Below are 14,533 nucleotides of genomic sequence, written 5' to 3' on the forward strand. Positions count from 1 at the left end.
TGTCTTGATCACACTGCCCATCACCGAAACTCTCCCGTGACTTGCCGTATCGTGGAGCGCAATCATGCCGACAACAGACGCAGTCTCCATTTGTGTGTAAGTGCCTGGGGCAAGCAAAGCGTTTTTAGAAAACTCGTTACTAAACTGCTGCGGTTTCCGCGATGGGCTGGTCTTCCTGGATCGGTTCGCAATCGTCATCGGCCTCACACGCATCTTCACCAAGTACCACGGCAAACGCGTGCGTGGCCTCAAAGCTTGCAAAGATTTTTCGTTGCACGATCAGCAATGGCACCGAGAGAAAGACTCCAGGCAGCCCCCATAAGAACCCCCAAAACGCGACCGCGATCAGCACAGCTACCGGCCCGACACGCAGTGTCGTCCCCAGAATCGCGGGTGTAACGAATTGACCTTCAACCGCCGTGGTCAGCCAAAAGGCAAACGACACCACTCCGGCGCGGCCGATGGTGTCGAAGTAACTCGCGGCCGCAAGGAAAACGATCGATGTGGCGGCCAAAGGACCAACGTAGGGAATGAAATTGAATAACGCTGCCATCACGCCCCACAAGACAGGCGTCGGCATTCCGACCAACCACATTACGAGTGTTACCGCGACACCGAGACCGATATTGATGCAAGTGATCTGCGCGAGGTATCGCCCCACGCTGTGCTGAATATCCCCAATCTTTTCAAGCATTTCTTCGCGAGCGGAAATCGATGGCAGAACACCGAGCACGCGATTGAGCAGATCATCTCCCGTTGAAAGCATGAAAAACGTCAAGACCGCAATCGCGGCGACGAATGCGAGCATTTGGACAGTCTGATTGATTAGCGTTGCCTCGTCGACCATCGACGGTTTCTCATAGGCCACCTCAATCCGCTGCTGAGCGGCTTTCAGTGGAGCGGTCGCATCATCCACCGTGTCCTCTGCGCGATCGAGCGTGGTCAGTGGTTCTGCAATCGACTCAAACTTTCCCCGCACCTCCGCGAGGCTCTCGGGAGCGGCGGCAATCCACCGCTGAGCCGGCGAGTAAAGCAGAGCAACGATCAGACCGAGCATCGAGAACAAGCCGACAATCAACAACCCGCTTGCCGCAACTTGCGGGATCCCCCATCCGCACATCTTGGTTTCAATCGGCCGCAAGGACAAATAGGCGAGCGCGGCAATGACAACCGGGACGAGTAAGCTGCTAGCAAAGTACAAAGCGCCCATGACCAACAACGCAGCGATCGTTGTCACCATCGCCCGCGTCCAATTGTCGTGAGTTACCGATTGCGGTGAGTATTCGCTCGGGACGCGGACGCGGTGCATTTCGACCCGCGCAGCCGGTGATTGAGATGCCAGATCGGGCGATCCGATGTCCAAGCGGCGTCTCGGCTGCAATTCATTGGGGACTGGTGACCGTTCTTCACTGTTCCTGTCGCTCATGTCCTGTTTCCTCGTGAGTTGCGAATTGCCTGATTGGACAGCGTCACTTTTCACACAGCTCGATCTCTCGGAGACGAAGAATTGCGAGCGTTACCCGCTCTCGGAACCTCGATAAGACTCAGCTACGTAAGAAGTGAAAAACCCGATACGTCCGCCAGAAAGCAGCACTGCCATACGAGTGCTTTGTCTCACCTGAACTTGTGGACGGGCTGAACCGGAGTTATTGCGTCCTGCCGCTAAGCGACTCTACGGAACGACATAAGCCGGCCTCTTGGGACGTCAATTTAAATACTGAGGGATTTCAAATGTCGCGGAACAGCGTAAGCCGTCTGGCCCCGCGTTACCGGACGACTTGCGCCGTTCCGCTAAGAAGAACAGTAAATCACTCGATGTCCCTCGATCCCCCCACACGCCTGGCAAGACAAAGCACTAGAAGGTGAGGAAGCAATCGCCGTTCCAACTTGGCATAAGGATTGCGTTAGCACTCACCCCAAACAAACATCGCGGTGGCGCGAAGGCTTTCGGCACACCAAACCATCAACCGTCAAATGTCGGGGGCTGGTAGCTTCGCTCTTCCGTTTGATGCAACACCCTCTCTCGAAAGAAATCAAATGCGTTTCGGCCTTATTGGACTCGTCCTTCTCATCCTAATCGTCGCCGCCATCATGCAGAACGTCGCCATCGGCGGTGTCGGCGGCTTGATCCTACTTGTCTTAATCGTCTTGCTGGTTGCTGGCAAACTCTAGGTTTCCAGTTGCAAAATTCGTTTTGAGCATTGTCAAATACGATAGGTGCCGCGAACTAGTACTGGTGGCATCCAGCCGCCATCCGTCGTACGTCAGCCGCTGGAAGCCCACCGGCTCTGCCTTTGGTCATTACTGAAACCAAAAGTGGCGGCTATCGCCTACCTCAGGTCTTAAACCAGCTACTGAATCGCCTGCGCCGGCAAGGCAACCAAGCATCTGTGCCCGATCGCAATTAGGAGCGGTCGCACATGCAGTCGAAGAACCTCACGCTCGCCCGTTCGTGCCAGCGGTTGCCGTTCTTGTCTAAGAATCCGGTGTGCCCACCTGATTCGGCAAGTGCCGGAAAGAGCGGCCCATCGGCTGACCATTCCCGCTGTTCAAAGACTTCGTCGTCAACGACCGGGTCGTCCGAAGCATGAAACAACAGCGTCGGTGTCCTAATTTTATCCAGCACATAGATCGCTGAATTTTCGCGATAGAATTCCGACGCGTCATCGTAACCAAGATGCGGAGCGGTAAAGGTATCATCGAGCTCCCAAACCGATCGGGCGTCATTGATCGCCTTACGCTCATCGCCAGTCAACTCCGCACCATCACGGAGCAGTTCGTCGCGTTGCTTCTTTAATAAATAGCGATCAAACAAGCGATTTAACCCACGTCGCAAGTTCTTCGACGTGATTTCCATGTCCAAAGGTGCTGAGACGCTTGCCGCAGCGGTGATTGGTGAATCCGCCCCACGCTCGGCCAGGTATCGCAACAGCACGTTTGCACCGAGCGAAAAAGCAATGACATTGAGGCCGTTCTGACTCCACGTCCCTCGCTCACCTCGCACGTAATCGACCAAACGGTTGAGATCGTCCGTGTAACCGGGATGATGAAAGCGTCTGCAATTGCGCGCCGAACTACCGGCACCGCGGTTGTTCCAGAGAATCACCGGATAGCCAGCCGCGATCAACCGCTCCGCCATGCTCCGCATGTACCCACTCCTAGCATGACCGCCCATGCCGTGCAACAAGATGACCGTGGGACGATCGGTTTCATCTGGCGTAGGAAGATAGTACCCACTCATCACGTCCGGCGGCGTTTGATCTCCCTCCACATCGAACGATTCGCAACCTTCATACGTGTTGGTATCTAACTCCGGTCGCAATGACTTGATCGAAAGCGTCTGCAGCGTGCCCCCACGCCAAAGCAATGAAGGTTGGAATGGTTCTAACCACTCAAAATTCTCGATCGCGAATCGTTTTGGTGGCGAATCAGACAAAGCGGTACTTTTGGGCAAGGAAAAAAGGTCATGGACGAATCAATCGTGACGCAAGTCGCGTTCCCATGGGATTCGGTAAAGAGAGGTACCAGAACTCTTGTTTGAGGGTTTTTGTATTGAAATCCACGAGTTCGGATATTGAGCAACCCTCACATCCCCGCCTCGTCCGCCAGCTTTCGCGCGCCATAACATCCCGAATCAGCTCTTTTGGCACGGATCATGCCTAATTTCCTGGCGTACGAAACCCGCCATCAGCCTTCCTGTTTTCTCCCACCGGCAACCAATCACATGGCCACGATTCTAGTCGTTGACGATACCGCCATGTCACGCGTGCTGGTGGCCAGCACGTTGGAGGGGATGGGCTATAAGACGGTGATGGCTTCCGATGGCAAAGCCGCCATCGAGGCACTGGATCAATTCCATCCCGATGCAATCGTCACAGACTTGGAAATGCCGAACGTCGGCGGTGACGAATTGATCTATCGAGTTCGTAGTTTAGCCGATGTTAAACTTAGCGACCTGCCAATCCTGGTCGTCAGTTCGAAGGCAGACTTGGCAACGTTGGGCGAGCTACAGAACCTGGGCGTAAACGGCTTCATCGCCAAACCCGTCGACACAAACAAATTACGTGAGACCGTTGCCCGCCTCTTCATCGATCCCTGATCCAGCCCCACGAAGGTCGGTCTCTCCGAGTTTGTAAATCTATTCGCCGCGGGACGTCGATTGTATTACTGACGGATTTCAAAAGTAGCGGAACGGCGCGAGCCGGCCGGTGACGCGGGACCGGACGGCTCGCGCCGTTCCGCTAAAAAGAGCACTGAAACGATCGACGTTCTCCGCAAACGATGCTTGCGGGAACGCTCGTTCGCGGAGCGAACGGCCACATCATGGCGTGGCTTATCAAGCTTGTTCCGACTCACTTTGGCTTGCCGCGACGCCTGCACCCAATGGGCGCGGCTTCGGGGGAGCGTCTCCCGCGGGCCAACCTTCACGCTGCTTCGTACGATCACCATCGGTTGGTTCGGTTTGATCGTGAAATAAGGTCACGTTAGTTGGATATGGCATGTCGACACCGGCTTCGTCCAACGCTCCTTTGATCGCCGAGATCACGTCGTTACCCACACGAACAACATTCGCGCGGTCAGGATCGCTCCACCATCCGTCGTGGCGTTGGACGCACTCTCAATGGTTTGAGCCAGGAAGTTGGTCGGAAGAAGATTGCTGGTGGTCAAAGGAAAATTTCAACGATTGCGGGTAGGGTGTCGTCGAATTGAAAAGTTTCATGTCCTCAATCGACATCATTGCTCATTCCAGTTCGGCTGTGGGCGCCCGTTCCGATTCCGGGTGAGCATCGGACTTGTCTGCCCGATCGCGCAGCCCGATCAAATCGACTAGATCACGGACAGCCAGATAAAGCATCGCGACAATTCCGACTATGGATCCAGCAACAATTGCTGCCGCGCTGAGAACGCCGTAGTAGACAGTCGGGTACCACCACTCTGGAATTTTCTCGGATTTGTGGATCGGCACACAGTGCATCAAAAACAGGACCGTCGTGAGGCCGAACACGATGGCGTCGTACAACGCGATCGACTTGATTCGATAGTAGTGAATGTCGTCGAGATCGATATCACTGCTGCTGCCCAGACTCAACATGGTCAGCATCAAGGCAAGAATCGTCGCCGTGACCGTCAATACAGATGAACACAGCAGACGACTATTAGGCATCATCGCTTCGATCAATTGGCGAGCTTCGGCTTGGCCGACGTAACCCAGAAAAAACGTGGTGATCCCAATACAAATGGCTGCCGACAGCCCAGCGCCAGCAGCGAGTTTGGCGTCCCGACGCCATCTGGAATAAGCTGAGTCGCTGGTGCTCATGTCACCATTTCCTACTAGAAAGAGGACGGCGTGATCCGACTTCACTCAGGCGATGAACGCGGTCTTGTCCCGCGAAGCGAAAGAAGAAAGAGATTCGCGCCATGCTGATCGATAAAATGGTGCCTGGGATGAAGTGAAACGCCAGCATGGTTCGACAGCACACCGCATACCAGAATCTGAGATCAGCTCAAATCACGCCCTCAAAGGGGGCAAATGGTGGGTTAACCGGACACGCGCAAGTACCGGGACTTGCACGGCCACGGCAAGACTGCTCGCCAAGTAAAACCAGTTCACTGTCCATCGTCTCCCATTTGCTCCGCAAATGGCCCCCACAAAGCCATCCATTTGCTGAGCAAATGGGCGACAATCGATGCAGGGCTAGTCGTTTATCTTGGAGGAATGACGAACGCGCATCACTCCTCAGACTTACATCGATTCTTTATCCGACTCATGGAGACAAATTTGCGATCTCTGCGAACTTTCCTTGTCGCTCTTCTTATGTTAATGGCAAGTGCCGGCTGCGATAGCGCGGTTTTGGAATCTCCACTTGTCGATCCAGAGAAAGCGACGCGATTTCCGGGACTCGACGGCGCTTTCAAGTGCGTCGAATCTGGCACGAAGAAGACGTCTTGGCTTCATATCGGATCGGCAGGCAGGGATTTTCCGTCCGGATTCCACAGGATCGTCTGGGTGGCGGAGTTCGGCGACTTTGGTCTGATATCGGTGCCGCTTGTTGGCTTCTTTGAGAAAATTGACGATCATTATTATCTGCACCTGCCATGTCCAGAAATAAGCGAAGAACTCGAAGAGCCGCAAAGCTTTCAACAATTCCCAGGTGGCTGGGATTCTGAAAGCGTTCGTCATTTTTCATTATTTCGAGTGAGCAGGTCGAGTGACGACATCGACATTGAGTTCCTCAACACCAGCTATGTTATCTCTCAGATCGAATTGAACTCTCTCAAGGGAACTATTCGAATCGACAAGCTTTCCCCTGACGACAACATGCCGAGCAAGTTTGCAACGATTACAGCTAAGCCAGCTGAACTACGGGAATACATTCAATCGGATTCGAGTGGAAAACTCTTCGAGCGCAAAATGCATTTTAAAAGAATCGACTGATCGGCGGATAATCACAGAGGCATCGACGTCGCGGAGCAACGGAGGAGCGCAGCCGATGTTGAAGACTTTGGTTCCGCCATGCTATCTACCGGCGGACGAAACAAGCAATTGAAGATACAAACCAAAATGGCCGCGACCGGTGACACCGGTCGGAACCGACAGGCAATTGATGACCGACACCGCAAAGCCAACGGATCGCGCCGACCTCTTTTCGGCACCTCGCAAATACGACCTCTCGACAGCGATTGTGGTGACGACCGCATATGCCGCCGTGTTTGCATTGCTGCGCGCCATTAGCTTTCCCGCGATGGCAGCATTTCTCTTGGTCGCATTCTTCACATCGGTCGCATTGGGGCAAGCGGTTCTCTTTGGTGCCAAACATCCTCGCTCGGCGTCGGCGTTAGTTGGTTCTGCCTTCTTTGTCATCATGCTGATTGCCGAATGCATGCTAGGCCAACGCGGACGGGCGATCAACGCACTACCTTCAATGATTGCATTCGGTTTGTTCTTTGGTGCTTTCTGGGGATATGTAGGTGGGGTCATTGTTGGATCCGTATTCATGGTCGCGCATGGGGTTCGATTGGTTCTCTCGCCACGTGAGTCTCCTCCGGATGCATCGCAAGAGTGAACAACGGATTGATTTCCTTCTTTCTCCGAAATGCTTTCGATGGACGACGATATGAGAAAGAAAAGTTCCAGCACCTTCTACGGCAACACGCATTTTGCCGGAGTGACACCGGACGGCTCGCGCCGTTCCGCTAACAAGGTTAGGGACGATTCACTACCAGGAAACACACGAAAGAAAACTCACTTACCGCTTTCGTGTCCCTCGTGTATTTCATAGTAAGCATCACACCCACCTTTACTCCGGCGACGCCACCCCACGGCTATCCGACGGAGGAAAGAAAAGGCGCCAGAATTTTTCATAGCCTTGCGATCTCATCGAGCGCGACACCGGACGGCTCGCGCCGTTCCGCTAACAAGGTTAGGGGCGATTCACAACCAGGAAACATACGAACGAAGACTCGCTCACCGCTTTCGTGTCCCTCGTGTATTTCGTGGTGAACACCACACCCACCATCACTCCGGCGCGTTGGTGCTCGGAAGAGAAACTTTGTCGCGACTTTTTCATGAGGATGAGATCGCTGTATCGCTGCTTCCGAAACAGTGAACCACTACCACAGCCACTGTCACCAAGGGCGACCCCGCGTTCGCCGAATCAGTTCAGCCGAGGCAGCCCCCTAGAACATTCAACTTGGGTAGAATCGATCACACCTTTTCTTCTACGTGTCGCCTTCTGAAGTCAACGGTGGTTAGCGGAGGCTCGGTTACCGCCGTTGTTACTTGACTCAAAACACACCACGCATACGACAGGTCACCAGATATGAACGCACCTTTCCACGTCTTTGTCTTGGCCCTTGCGACACTTGTCCTTGCCCCCTGCGCATGTGCAGATAGCCCAAAATCGACACTTGAGTTTCGGCTGGCGGTCATAGAACCAACCGATGGATACACGAAACATACAGTGCCGTCGAAAGACGAGACTATCTATGTTTCTCCCGACACGGTTGCGACAGGCATCGATATCGAAAAGGTATCGTTTTACGACGATCCGAACGGCCAACCACTGGTCGGGTTTGTCCTGACCGATGACGGCAGCCAGCGTTTTTGGAATGCCACATCGACTAACGTTGGCAAGAAACTCGCTATTCTGCTTGACGGCAGGGTTGTTTCCGCACCGAACATCCTGCAAGGCATCAAGAAGCAAGGGGTGATTACTGGTGATTTTAACGATGACGATCTAATGCGATTCTTTACGGCGATCGTGCTTCGTAAAATGCTCGCTACCGAAGCCCCCGAAGAAGGCGGATAACTCGACGATTCAACCCGCGGTGCTAGGGTTTTGCTTGCCATATTTTGACGCACGAGACCGGCAACGTTATTCCAAAAATGAGGACGAAAGCATGATACGACTTCTCTGCACATCTATTGCCTGCTTCTGCCTGCTTCAAGCACCGGCAATTGGCGATGAACCTGAATCGCCACATCCCTTGCGTGCTTTGTTTACACAGTCCGAGATGTCCGGAAACCGATCATTCGTCGTCACAACAGTCACCTTTGCGAAACGCGGTGATATGGAACGTGAGTCGAAGGCGACCAGTCGAGTTTACTTAATGCCAAAAGAGGATGTGGTGGTCATCAATACGGATCGCTTGTGGTACAGATCGGAGCCTGATCGTGAAGCGGGTTGGACCACAAATGAGTCTGTCACCGACGTGCAACTGGTTCGGATTTTGGAAACGAAGGATGAACGGTACAGCAAATTGTCCACTCGAAATCACAACGTCTTCTGGTTTATACCGACGGCAAGCAACGCAGACTTCCTGCTAGCGAACTTCTTTCTTGAACCCGTTGCTGATGACGGAAAGCAAAGAGTGTTTTCGCTGAAGTTTGCCGACACTCCCAACGATGAGTACTGGAAAAACATGAAGGAACGCGGTCTCGAACTAACCGGCACGCTGCAGTTTGATGCCGCAACGGGCCTTCCCATCAAAGGCGAGATAAAGATGCTTCGAGATGGGTACCTTCGTGAGTATCGTGTGACGATCGAGTCGCCTTCGATGGCTGTCCCTGCCAGTGCGTCCGTCGTCCCAAAAGAAGTCAAAGAGAAACTGGAGAAAAAGATCTCCCTAAGGCAATAGTTACGTGCCGGTTAGACGTAACGATTCAAGCTTTGACATCACGAAGCGACGCATGAGCGCAACCGACGCTCAAGGCCTTGGTTCTAAAAGGCCGGTTGGCGGACTCGACCATCCAGCCCGCGATGTTGGAGTTTGCCCGAAACATCCCGATGCACGTGGCCGGCGAATTCCGGTGGTTGCAACAACTGGCTATTCCTCGCCGCCGCCCCTTGATCGGCGTTCCTCTGCACCAATATGGACACTCCACCTTGGAATCATCCGACCAGACAATGCCAGCTGTCGACACACTCATTGAACTGATCCGTGACCATCGGAGCATGGACGCGTTAAGAATGCTCGAGGCGTCTCCAGCGCTGGCCACGGAACACTCCGATCGACCGGGAGAACTTCACGGCGCTTCACCACTTCATTGGGCCGCACATCACAATGCCCCGGAAGTGTGCCAATGTCTCATCGAACACGGCGCAAATGTGAACGATTCGGCGAGTGCCTGGTGGCTGACACCACTCTCGTGGGGCGCCGACGCTGGGAGCGCCGAAGCCGTTGAAGTACTACTCAAATACGGTGCTGATGTCAATCAAGATGCAATTGTAGGAACAACGGCCCTTCACGCGGTCGCGATGGGTGGTTCAACGCAAGGTAAAGGGGATCCGAATGCGTATAAACGAACGGCTGAAATTCTGATCCGCAATGGTGCCGACATCAACCGGCGGACCAATAAGCATCGAACCCCGTTGGATGAAGCGATCGACAACGAAAACGATGCTGTCGCAAAAGTGCTGCGGCAACACGGAGCGTTGGCTTCCAATACCTCAAACTAAGAAAGGTGCAAAACAACGTAGGCATTGACATCTAGGAGCGAGGTACGAGCGGAGCCGATACTCAAGGCCATGCGTCAAGAAGGCCGGTGGGCGTGCCCAACGATCTAGCCTGTGGTGTTCGGGATCGTGCTTGTGTACCCCATGCCCGCATCGGCAAGAATCGCCGCGGCGGCGAAGCAAGGGTGCCGGTACTCCGTTACCACCTTAAGTTCTTTTCTAACGTGACACCGGACGGTTCGCGCCGTTCCGCTAACATGGCAGGGTCGATTCACAACCACGAACCACACGAAAACAACCACCCACCACTTTCGTGTTCTTCGTCGATTTCGTGGTGAAAACCATACCCACCATCACTCCGGCGACGCTAACCGACGGGCTACTCACGGAGAAAGAAAAGGGTGCAGCACCCACTGTGGCAACAGTCTCTTTTCCAACGTGACACCGGACGGCTCGCGCCGTTCCGCTAGCAAGGCAGGAGCGATTCACAACCACGAACCACATAAAAAAAACCACCCACCACTTTCGTGTTCTTCGTCGATTTCGTGGTAAAAACCACACCCACCATCACTCCGGCGACGTCAACCGATGGGCTACTCACGGAGAAAGAAAACGGTGCAGCACCCTCTACGGCAACAGTCTCTTTCCCAACGTGACACCGGACGGCTCGCGCCGTTCCGCTAGCAAGACAGGGGCGATTCACAACCACGCCCCACATGAAAGAAAACCACCCACCACTTTCGTGGCCTTCGTGTATTTCGTGGTGAAAACCATACCCACCATCACTCCGGCAACGCTAACCGACGGCTATCCGGCGTTTGCCAACTTGGGCAGAATCGATCGCTCGTCAGCAAGACCTCGAATCCACCCTCCGGCCCCGCTGAGTCCCCAAGAAACAAGTTCCGATAAAGATACAAGACTCCTGTCCCCTTTTCTTCACCGCCGCGGATAGCAGGGTCTAGCTCGCTGCAAACAATTTGGTTTCATCCATGGTGTCGCTCGCGTATTGGAAAGCGAGAAGAGCAGGTTTAGCTAGTTCACCGGTTCGAACTCACCGGGACGCCAGGTCTTGTCGAACCAGGGCTCGAGCGGACCGTAGAGGCGAAGCAGTGGGTACCATCCCTTGTTCGGAACGGTCTGAATCCAGTTATGTTCCTTGCCGGCTGGTGGCTCGGGTCCGAAATACAGCGTGACCGATCCGTCCTCATTTTCGACAAGATTGTCTCGTTTGTTGTTTTTGCTTGGGAAAGGCTGACTGGTCTGCAACTCGGAGCGAGTTTGAGGATCGTAAATCACCACCGACCAAAAATCTTTGGCCGGTACGTTAGCGGGGATCCTCAATGTGTATTTCTTTCCGCCGTCGAGGTAATCGCCGTCTTTGTCGGTGGTGATGTAGGCGTACTGCGAGCCTTTGCCGACCATCTTCAGTACCATGGCGGGTGTGTTCACCGTTGCCTGATAGAAGAACAGGGTGCGGGCATCGAGGTTGCGACCACCCTTCCCGTTGTCGGCGAGCCATTGGTAATCGCCGCCGATAAACGCCGTGCCCCACTTGCTGTCGGGATAATATTGAACGCCTTCGAGTCGCGGCTGAAAGACGATAGCGCGGGCGGTGGCATTGCCGACGGCAACGGCGTCGGTGAGGATCTTTTTCTGACGCGCGTTCGGATCGAACGGCTTGCCTTTGTGAATGCCGACCGAAGCGAACAAACCACGCAATTCCGGATCGAGAAACGAAACCGGCTCTCGCTGGATGACGTGGTTGAGTTCCTCGTAGAATTCGTAGTTGTTGGCGTGAACCGTATTCCAGAACCGCTGCGACCCCGAGGTGAACTCCATCTTGGGCGGGTTCGATGCGTTGGCCAGCGGGTAAACCTTGAGCCCCTGCTTGAACATGGCCGTCGCGGCGTCCGGCTTTCCATCGACCAGAAAGCCGCGGAGGATCAACCAGTTGACGTAGCTGGGGGATTTGACAACGAAGTACGTCTGGCCGTCGATCTCTGCGGCCTTGCCACCGATGGGACCTTCCAGGTCGCCTTGATAACCCGGAGGTAGAATTAGATATTTGCCCCCCTTTCCTGCGTCCGGCCCAGGAACTCCCATGTCGATTACAAAGCGGAAGTAAGCATCATTGACCGTCCCGGGACCACAGTTGGCCGGGATCTCGATCACGGTGGGTCCGTCCTTTTCGAGGTTGAGGAATGCAGAGGCATAGACCGTGTCGGTGTTGGCGGTCAGGAATAACGGCGCGGAGTCCGCGAGCTTGTCAAACACGACCACCTTGTGCGATGCATCGACTCCCAGATCAAGGTGGCCCAACCGCAAGCCCTCGATCGAAGTGGCGGGGATCCCACTAAGAAAAGTTTCCACACCGCGAATATGCAGCAGGTTGTCGTACAGTTTCTCGACGGTTTCCTCATGCGGTCGCCCGTCGAAAAATTCCAAAGTGCCAATCCGAGTTTCCACACGGTCAGGCGTCATGACCTTCGCGGGAATGGGGTAGTTGTACCCGGGAGTTGGCGTTTGGGCGAAGCTCGGCGTTGCGGCCAGAACGGTTATTGCGACGGCAATTATGCAAAGGGTGATGCGTATCATTCTCATCGGATTGGTCGTGTTGTGATGGACAGCTTAAGGGAAGAGTGGAGACAAAACTATTCAGCGGCAAGCTGATTGTTTTTCAAACTCACGAGCAACCATTGCTCGGTCTTGTCGCTTCCGAAGTGGATTAGTGCCGGGGCTTCATCCTTGGTCAGGTTGTACAATCCCGTCTCGATCAAATTGGATTGGTTGCTACCGACCGAAAACACAAGCCTTTGGGTTTCTTGATCAACGGCACCCTGAACGACTTGCGTTTCGCCGGTCGCAGTATCGGTGTAGCTGCCGCGAATGATGCCTTCTTTGTTGACCGCTAATTGGATCGACACGTCGGATCGGGTACCAGCGGTCTTTGTGGGTGCAAACACGCCAAGTGGTAACCATTCACCGTCGGCAGGTGCATCAGCTTCGGCACCGCTAATGCCGCTACCCATGCTGCTTCCGCCACCGCTGAAATCCCAAGATTCCACACAGCCTTCGCGAGGATTCCAGCCGATCAACTGAACACCCGATATCGTGGTCCCATCCACGCGAGTCGTCGTGTAGCTACGTTCCACAAAACTTTCGTCAGCCACCCACCCAAAATCCGCCTCAATACGATTGCCATGCTCCTCGGCAACCCATTGACCGATCAGCCCTCCCAAGTCGGCGGTGTCTTTCCTAGACACTTTGGACTCGACCCATGTATCTCGCACCAAGGCCATCAACCATTTCCCATCAACCTTCACATGCACGACTTCATATTTGCTGAAACCAGGCGTGTCCGTTGGTGCTGGATCAACCACAGCACGTCCATCCTCCATCACCGCAATTTCACTGAGTAACCGCAACGAGTCGATCACGATCCGAAGTGAAACGTCGGGGCTGTCCGCAAACAATTGGACATAGCTCTGTTCAATCTCGTCGCGTCCAACAAACTTGACACCTGCTTCATCAACGAATTCGCCGTCCTCCGTACAAAACGCCGCGATTGCCTTTGCATCTCGTTTATAAAACGCATTCTCAAATGCCACGGACTGCGCGCGAATCGCAGCCAAATCTTCCTCGTACTCTGTCTTCGCAACCAACATATGGCTCTTCGTTTCCCGAGACGCGGGCTCATCAGCAAACATGCCCACGCCCACATTTACAGCAACGAGAAGCGAGATAAGTCTTATATGATAGGTCATGCCGGTTTCCAACTTGACACGCAGCTCAGGGGTTTCGGCGAGTGAGCCGATTCTAACAACTTGCCAATACCGAACACATACTCAACGAATTAATTTTACGTAAACACTTCATCGCTCTCTTTTAAGTCAACAAGCTTAAGCCGGATGCGTGACAAGTGTTCAGAGGATCGCCGTCGACGCGGATCATGGGTGGCCAATGCTCAAGCGTTCGATTAAGCCGATAATGTTCGCCGGCTCAAAGTTCTCGAGCTATTTGAATTGCTGAATAGTGCGTTTCGCAATCGCAAAGTCGCTGCCTAATGAATGATGGCGTCCCGGTCAGCTTCGAGCTTAGCGATCGTTCCAGGATCATTACCAATGATCTATCAAGATTTCCATCCAGACTGTTCCAAAGCGACCGTCCTATGTCCAGGATCAACGTCCAAGAGTAGTTCGGTTACAGACAGGTGCCTCCTCATATCAGGGTGCATCCAAACGAAAAAACTACCTTGATAACCAACCTATTTTGCGATGGTGGTGACTTTGCAATCTGAATCCAATGCCGAAACTACCGGCTGGCGATTTCTTTCGACATCGCTTTCACCGAATGCAGGTACATCACGTGCTTAACGATCCGTCAATGTCGTGAACGGCACTTGGGTTACGCCACGACGATGACTCGCCGAACGCTCTGACGTACGGCGTAAATTAACAAGCAAACCTGGAAAACCAGCAAACCCCCAGAAAAAGATTGACCTAAGAATCCGCCCGCTCCACAATTCCGCAGCCTCTCATTTGGCTATTAACCTTGCCGCCCAGGGCAATCGCACGTTC

Annotated in this window: 13 protein-coding genes; 7 read left to right on the forward strand and 6 right to left on the reverse strand. The window is 53.9% G+C overall.

The genetic code is table 11. The annotated features are described in order from the left end of the window. Positions 1 to 139: 139 nt before the first annotated feature. Positions 140 to 1,426: an AI-2E family transporter gene (locus NB063_RS27480; RefSeq protein ID WP_250932260.1), complete on the reverse strand. Its 1,287-nt coding sequence runs from the start codon at positions 1,424 to 1,426 to the stop codon at positions 140 to 142. A gap of 611 nt (positions 1,427 to 2,037) precedes the next feature. Here NB063_RS27480 and NB063_RS32360 point away from each other — a divergent pair. After that, entirely contained in the window at positions 2,038 to 2,172 is a 135-nt protein-coding gene (locus NB063_RS32360; protein WP_261367625.1) for a hypothetical protein, read from the forward strand. Between the two features lie 232 nt (positions 2,173 to 2,404). On the opposite strand, the gene NB063_RS27485 is transcribed toward NB063_RS32360, so the two are convergent. Next, positions 2,405 to 3,454, reverse strand: a complete 1,050-nt coding sequence (locus NB063_RS27485) for a YheT family hydrolase (RefSeq protein WP_250932261.1) — start codon at positions 3,452 to 3,454, stop codon at positions 2,405 to 2,407. 270 nt (positions 3,455 to 3,724) lie between these two features. Between NB063_RS27485 and NB063_RS27490 the strand changes: the two genes are divergently transcribed. After that, the gene (locus tag NB063_RS27490) at positions 3,725 to 4,099 is read left to right on the forward strand and encodes a response regulator (RefSeq protein ID WP_250932262.1); all 375 of its coding nucleotides are present in this window, start codon (positions 3,725 to 3,727) and stop codon (positions 4,097 to 4,099) included. Positions 4,100 to 4,542: 443 nt separating this feature from the next. On the opposite strand, the gene NB063_RS32365 is transcribed toward NB063_RS27490, so the two are convergent. After that, positions 4,543 to 4,668: a hypothetical protein gene (locus tag NB063_RS32365; protein WP_261367626.1), complete on the reverse strand. Its 126-nt coding sequence runs from the start codon at positions 4,666 to 4,668 to the stop codon at positions 4,543 to 4,545. Positions 4,669 to 4,741: 73 nt separating this feature from the next. Next, positions 4,742 to 5,317: a hypothetical protein gene (locus NB063_RS27495; protein ID WP_250932263.1), complete on the reverse strand. Its 576-nt coding sequence runs from the start codon at positions 5,315 to 5,317 to the stop codon at positions 4,742 to 4,744. Positions 5,318 to 5,815: 498 nt separating this feature from the next. On the opposite strand from NB063_RS27495, the gene NB063_RS27500 reads away from it, so the two are divergent. The 5 genes from NB063_RS27500 to NB063_RS27520 all read left to right on the forward strand — a co-directional run bounded on the left by NB063_RS27500 (position 5,816) and on the right by NB063_RS27520 (position 9,959). Beyond that, complete coding sequence (locus NB063_RS27500; protein ID WP_250932264.1) at positions 5,816 to 6,436, forward strand: hypothetical protein; 621 nt, start codon at positions 5,816 to 5,818, stop codon at positions 6,434 to 6,436. Between the two features lie 169 nt (positions 6,437 to 6,605). Next, a complete protein-coding gene (locus NB063_RS27505) occupies positions 6,606 to 7,064 on the forward strand; it encodes a hypothetical protein (protein ID WP_250932265.1) in 459 nt (152 codons plus the stop codon). Between the two features lie 897 nt (positions 7,065 to 7,961). Continuing rightward, positions 7,962 to 8,309, forward strand: coding sequence for a SecDF P1 head subdomain-containing protein (locus tag NB063_RS27510; RefSeq protein WP_250932266.1), 348 nt, complete (start codon positions 7,962 to 7,964; stop codon positions 8,307 to 8,309). A gap of 205 nt (positions 8,310 to 8,514) precedes the next feature. Beyond that, entirely contained in the window at positions 8,515 to 9,138 is a 624-nt protein-coding gene (locus tag NB063_RS27515; protein ID WP_250932267.1) for a hypothetical protein, read from the forward strand. A 122-nt stretch (positions 9,139 to 9,260) separates the two neighbouring features. Continuing rightward, positions 9,261 to 9,959, forward strand: coding sequence for an ankyrin repeat domain-containing protein (locus NB063_RS27520; protein ID WP_250932268.1), 699 nt, complete (start codon positions 9,261 to 9,263; stop codon positions 9,957 to 9,959). Positions 9,960 to 10,988: 1,029 nt separating this feature from the next. On the opposite strand, the gene NB063_RS27525 is transcribed toward NB063_RS27520, so the two are convergent. Together NB063_RS27525 and NB063_RS27530 are read right to left on the reverse strand one after the other, a co-directional pair. Then, a complete protein-coding gene (locus NB063_RS27525) occupies positions 10,989 to 12,557 on the reverse strand; it encodes a DUF1254 domain-containing protein (protein ID WP_250932269.1) in 1,569 nt (522 codons plus the stop codon). Positions 12,558 to 12,607: 50 nt separating this feature from the next. Beyond that, entirely contained in the window at positions 12,608 to 13,720 is a 1,113-nt protein-coding gene (locus NB063_RS27530) for a YybH family protein (protein ID WP_250932270.1), read from the reverse strand. Positions 13,721 to 14,533: the final 813 nt, after the last annotated feature.

The sequence above is a fragment of the Aporhodopirellula aestuarii genome, from assembly GCF_023701485.1.
In the GTDB taxonomy this organism is placed as follows: domain Bacteria; phylum Planctomycetota; class Planctomycetia; order Pirellulales; family Pirellulaceae; genus Rhodopirellula; species Rhodopirellula aestuarii.

Bases quoted from the DNA above. Each gene is read 5' to 3' on its own strand.
- NB063_RS27500 (WP_250932264.1), top strand. From the start codon at position 5,816: ATGTTAATGGCAAGTGCCGGCTGCGATAGCGCGGTTTTGGAATCTCCA.
- NB063_RS27490 (WP_250932262.1), top strand. From the start codon at position 3,725: ATGGCCACGATTCTAGTCGTTGACGATACCGCCATGTCACGCGTGCTG.
- NB063_RS27530 (WP_250932270.1), bottom strand. From the start codon at position 13,720: ATGACCTATCATATAAGACTTATCTCGCTTCTCGTTGCTGTAAATGTG.
- NB063_RS32360 (WP_261367625.1), top strand. From the start codon at position 2,038: ATGCGTTTCGGCCTTATTGGACTCGTCCTTCTCATCCTAATCGTCGCC.
- NB063_RS27480 (WP_250932260.1), bottom strand. From the start codon at position 1,426: ATGAGCGACAGGAACAGTGAAGAACGGTCACCAGTCCCCAATGAATTG.
- NB063_RS27495 (WP_250932263.1), bottom strand. From the start codon at position 5,317: ATGAGCACCAGCGACTCAGCTTATTCCAGATGGCGTCGGGACGCCAAA.
- NB063_RS27515 (WP_250932267.1), top strand. From the start codon at position 8,515: ATGTCCGGAAACCGATCATTCGTCGTCACAACAGTCACCTTTGCGAAA.
- NB063_RS27505 (WP_250932265.1), top strand. From the start codon at position 6,606: ATGACCGACACCGCAAAGCCAACGGATCGCGCCGACCTCTTTTCGGCA.
- NB063_RS27520 (WP_250932268.1), top strand. From the start codon at position 9,261: ATGTTGGAGTTTGCCCGAAACATCCCGATGCACGTGGCCGGCGAATTC.
- NB063_RS27525 (WP_250932269.1), bottom strand. From the start codon at position 12,557: ATGAGAATGATACGCATCACCCTTTGCATAATTGCCGTCGCAATAACC.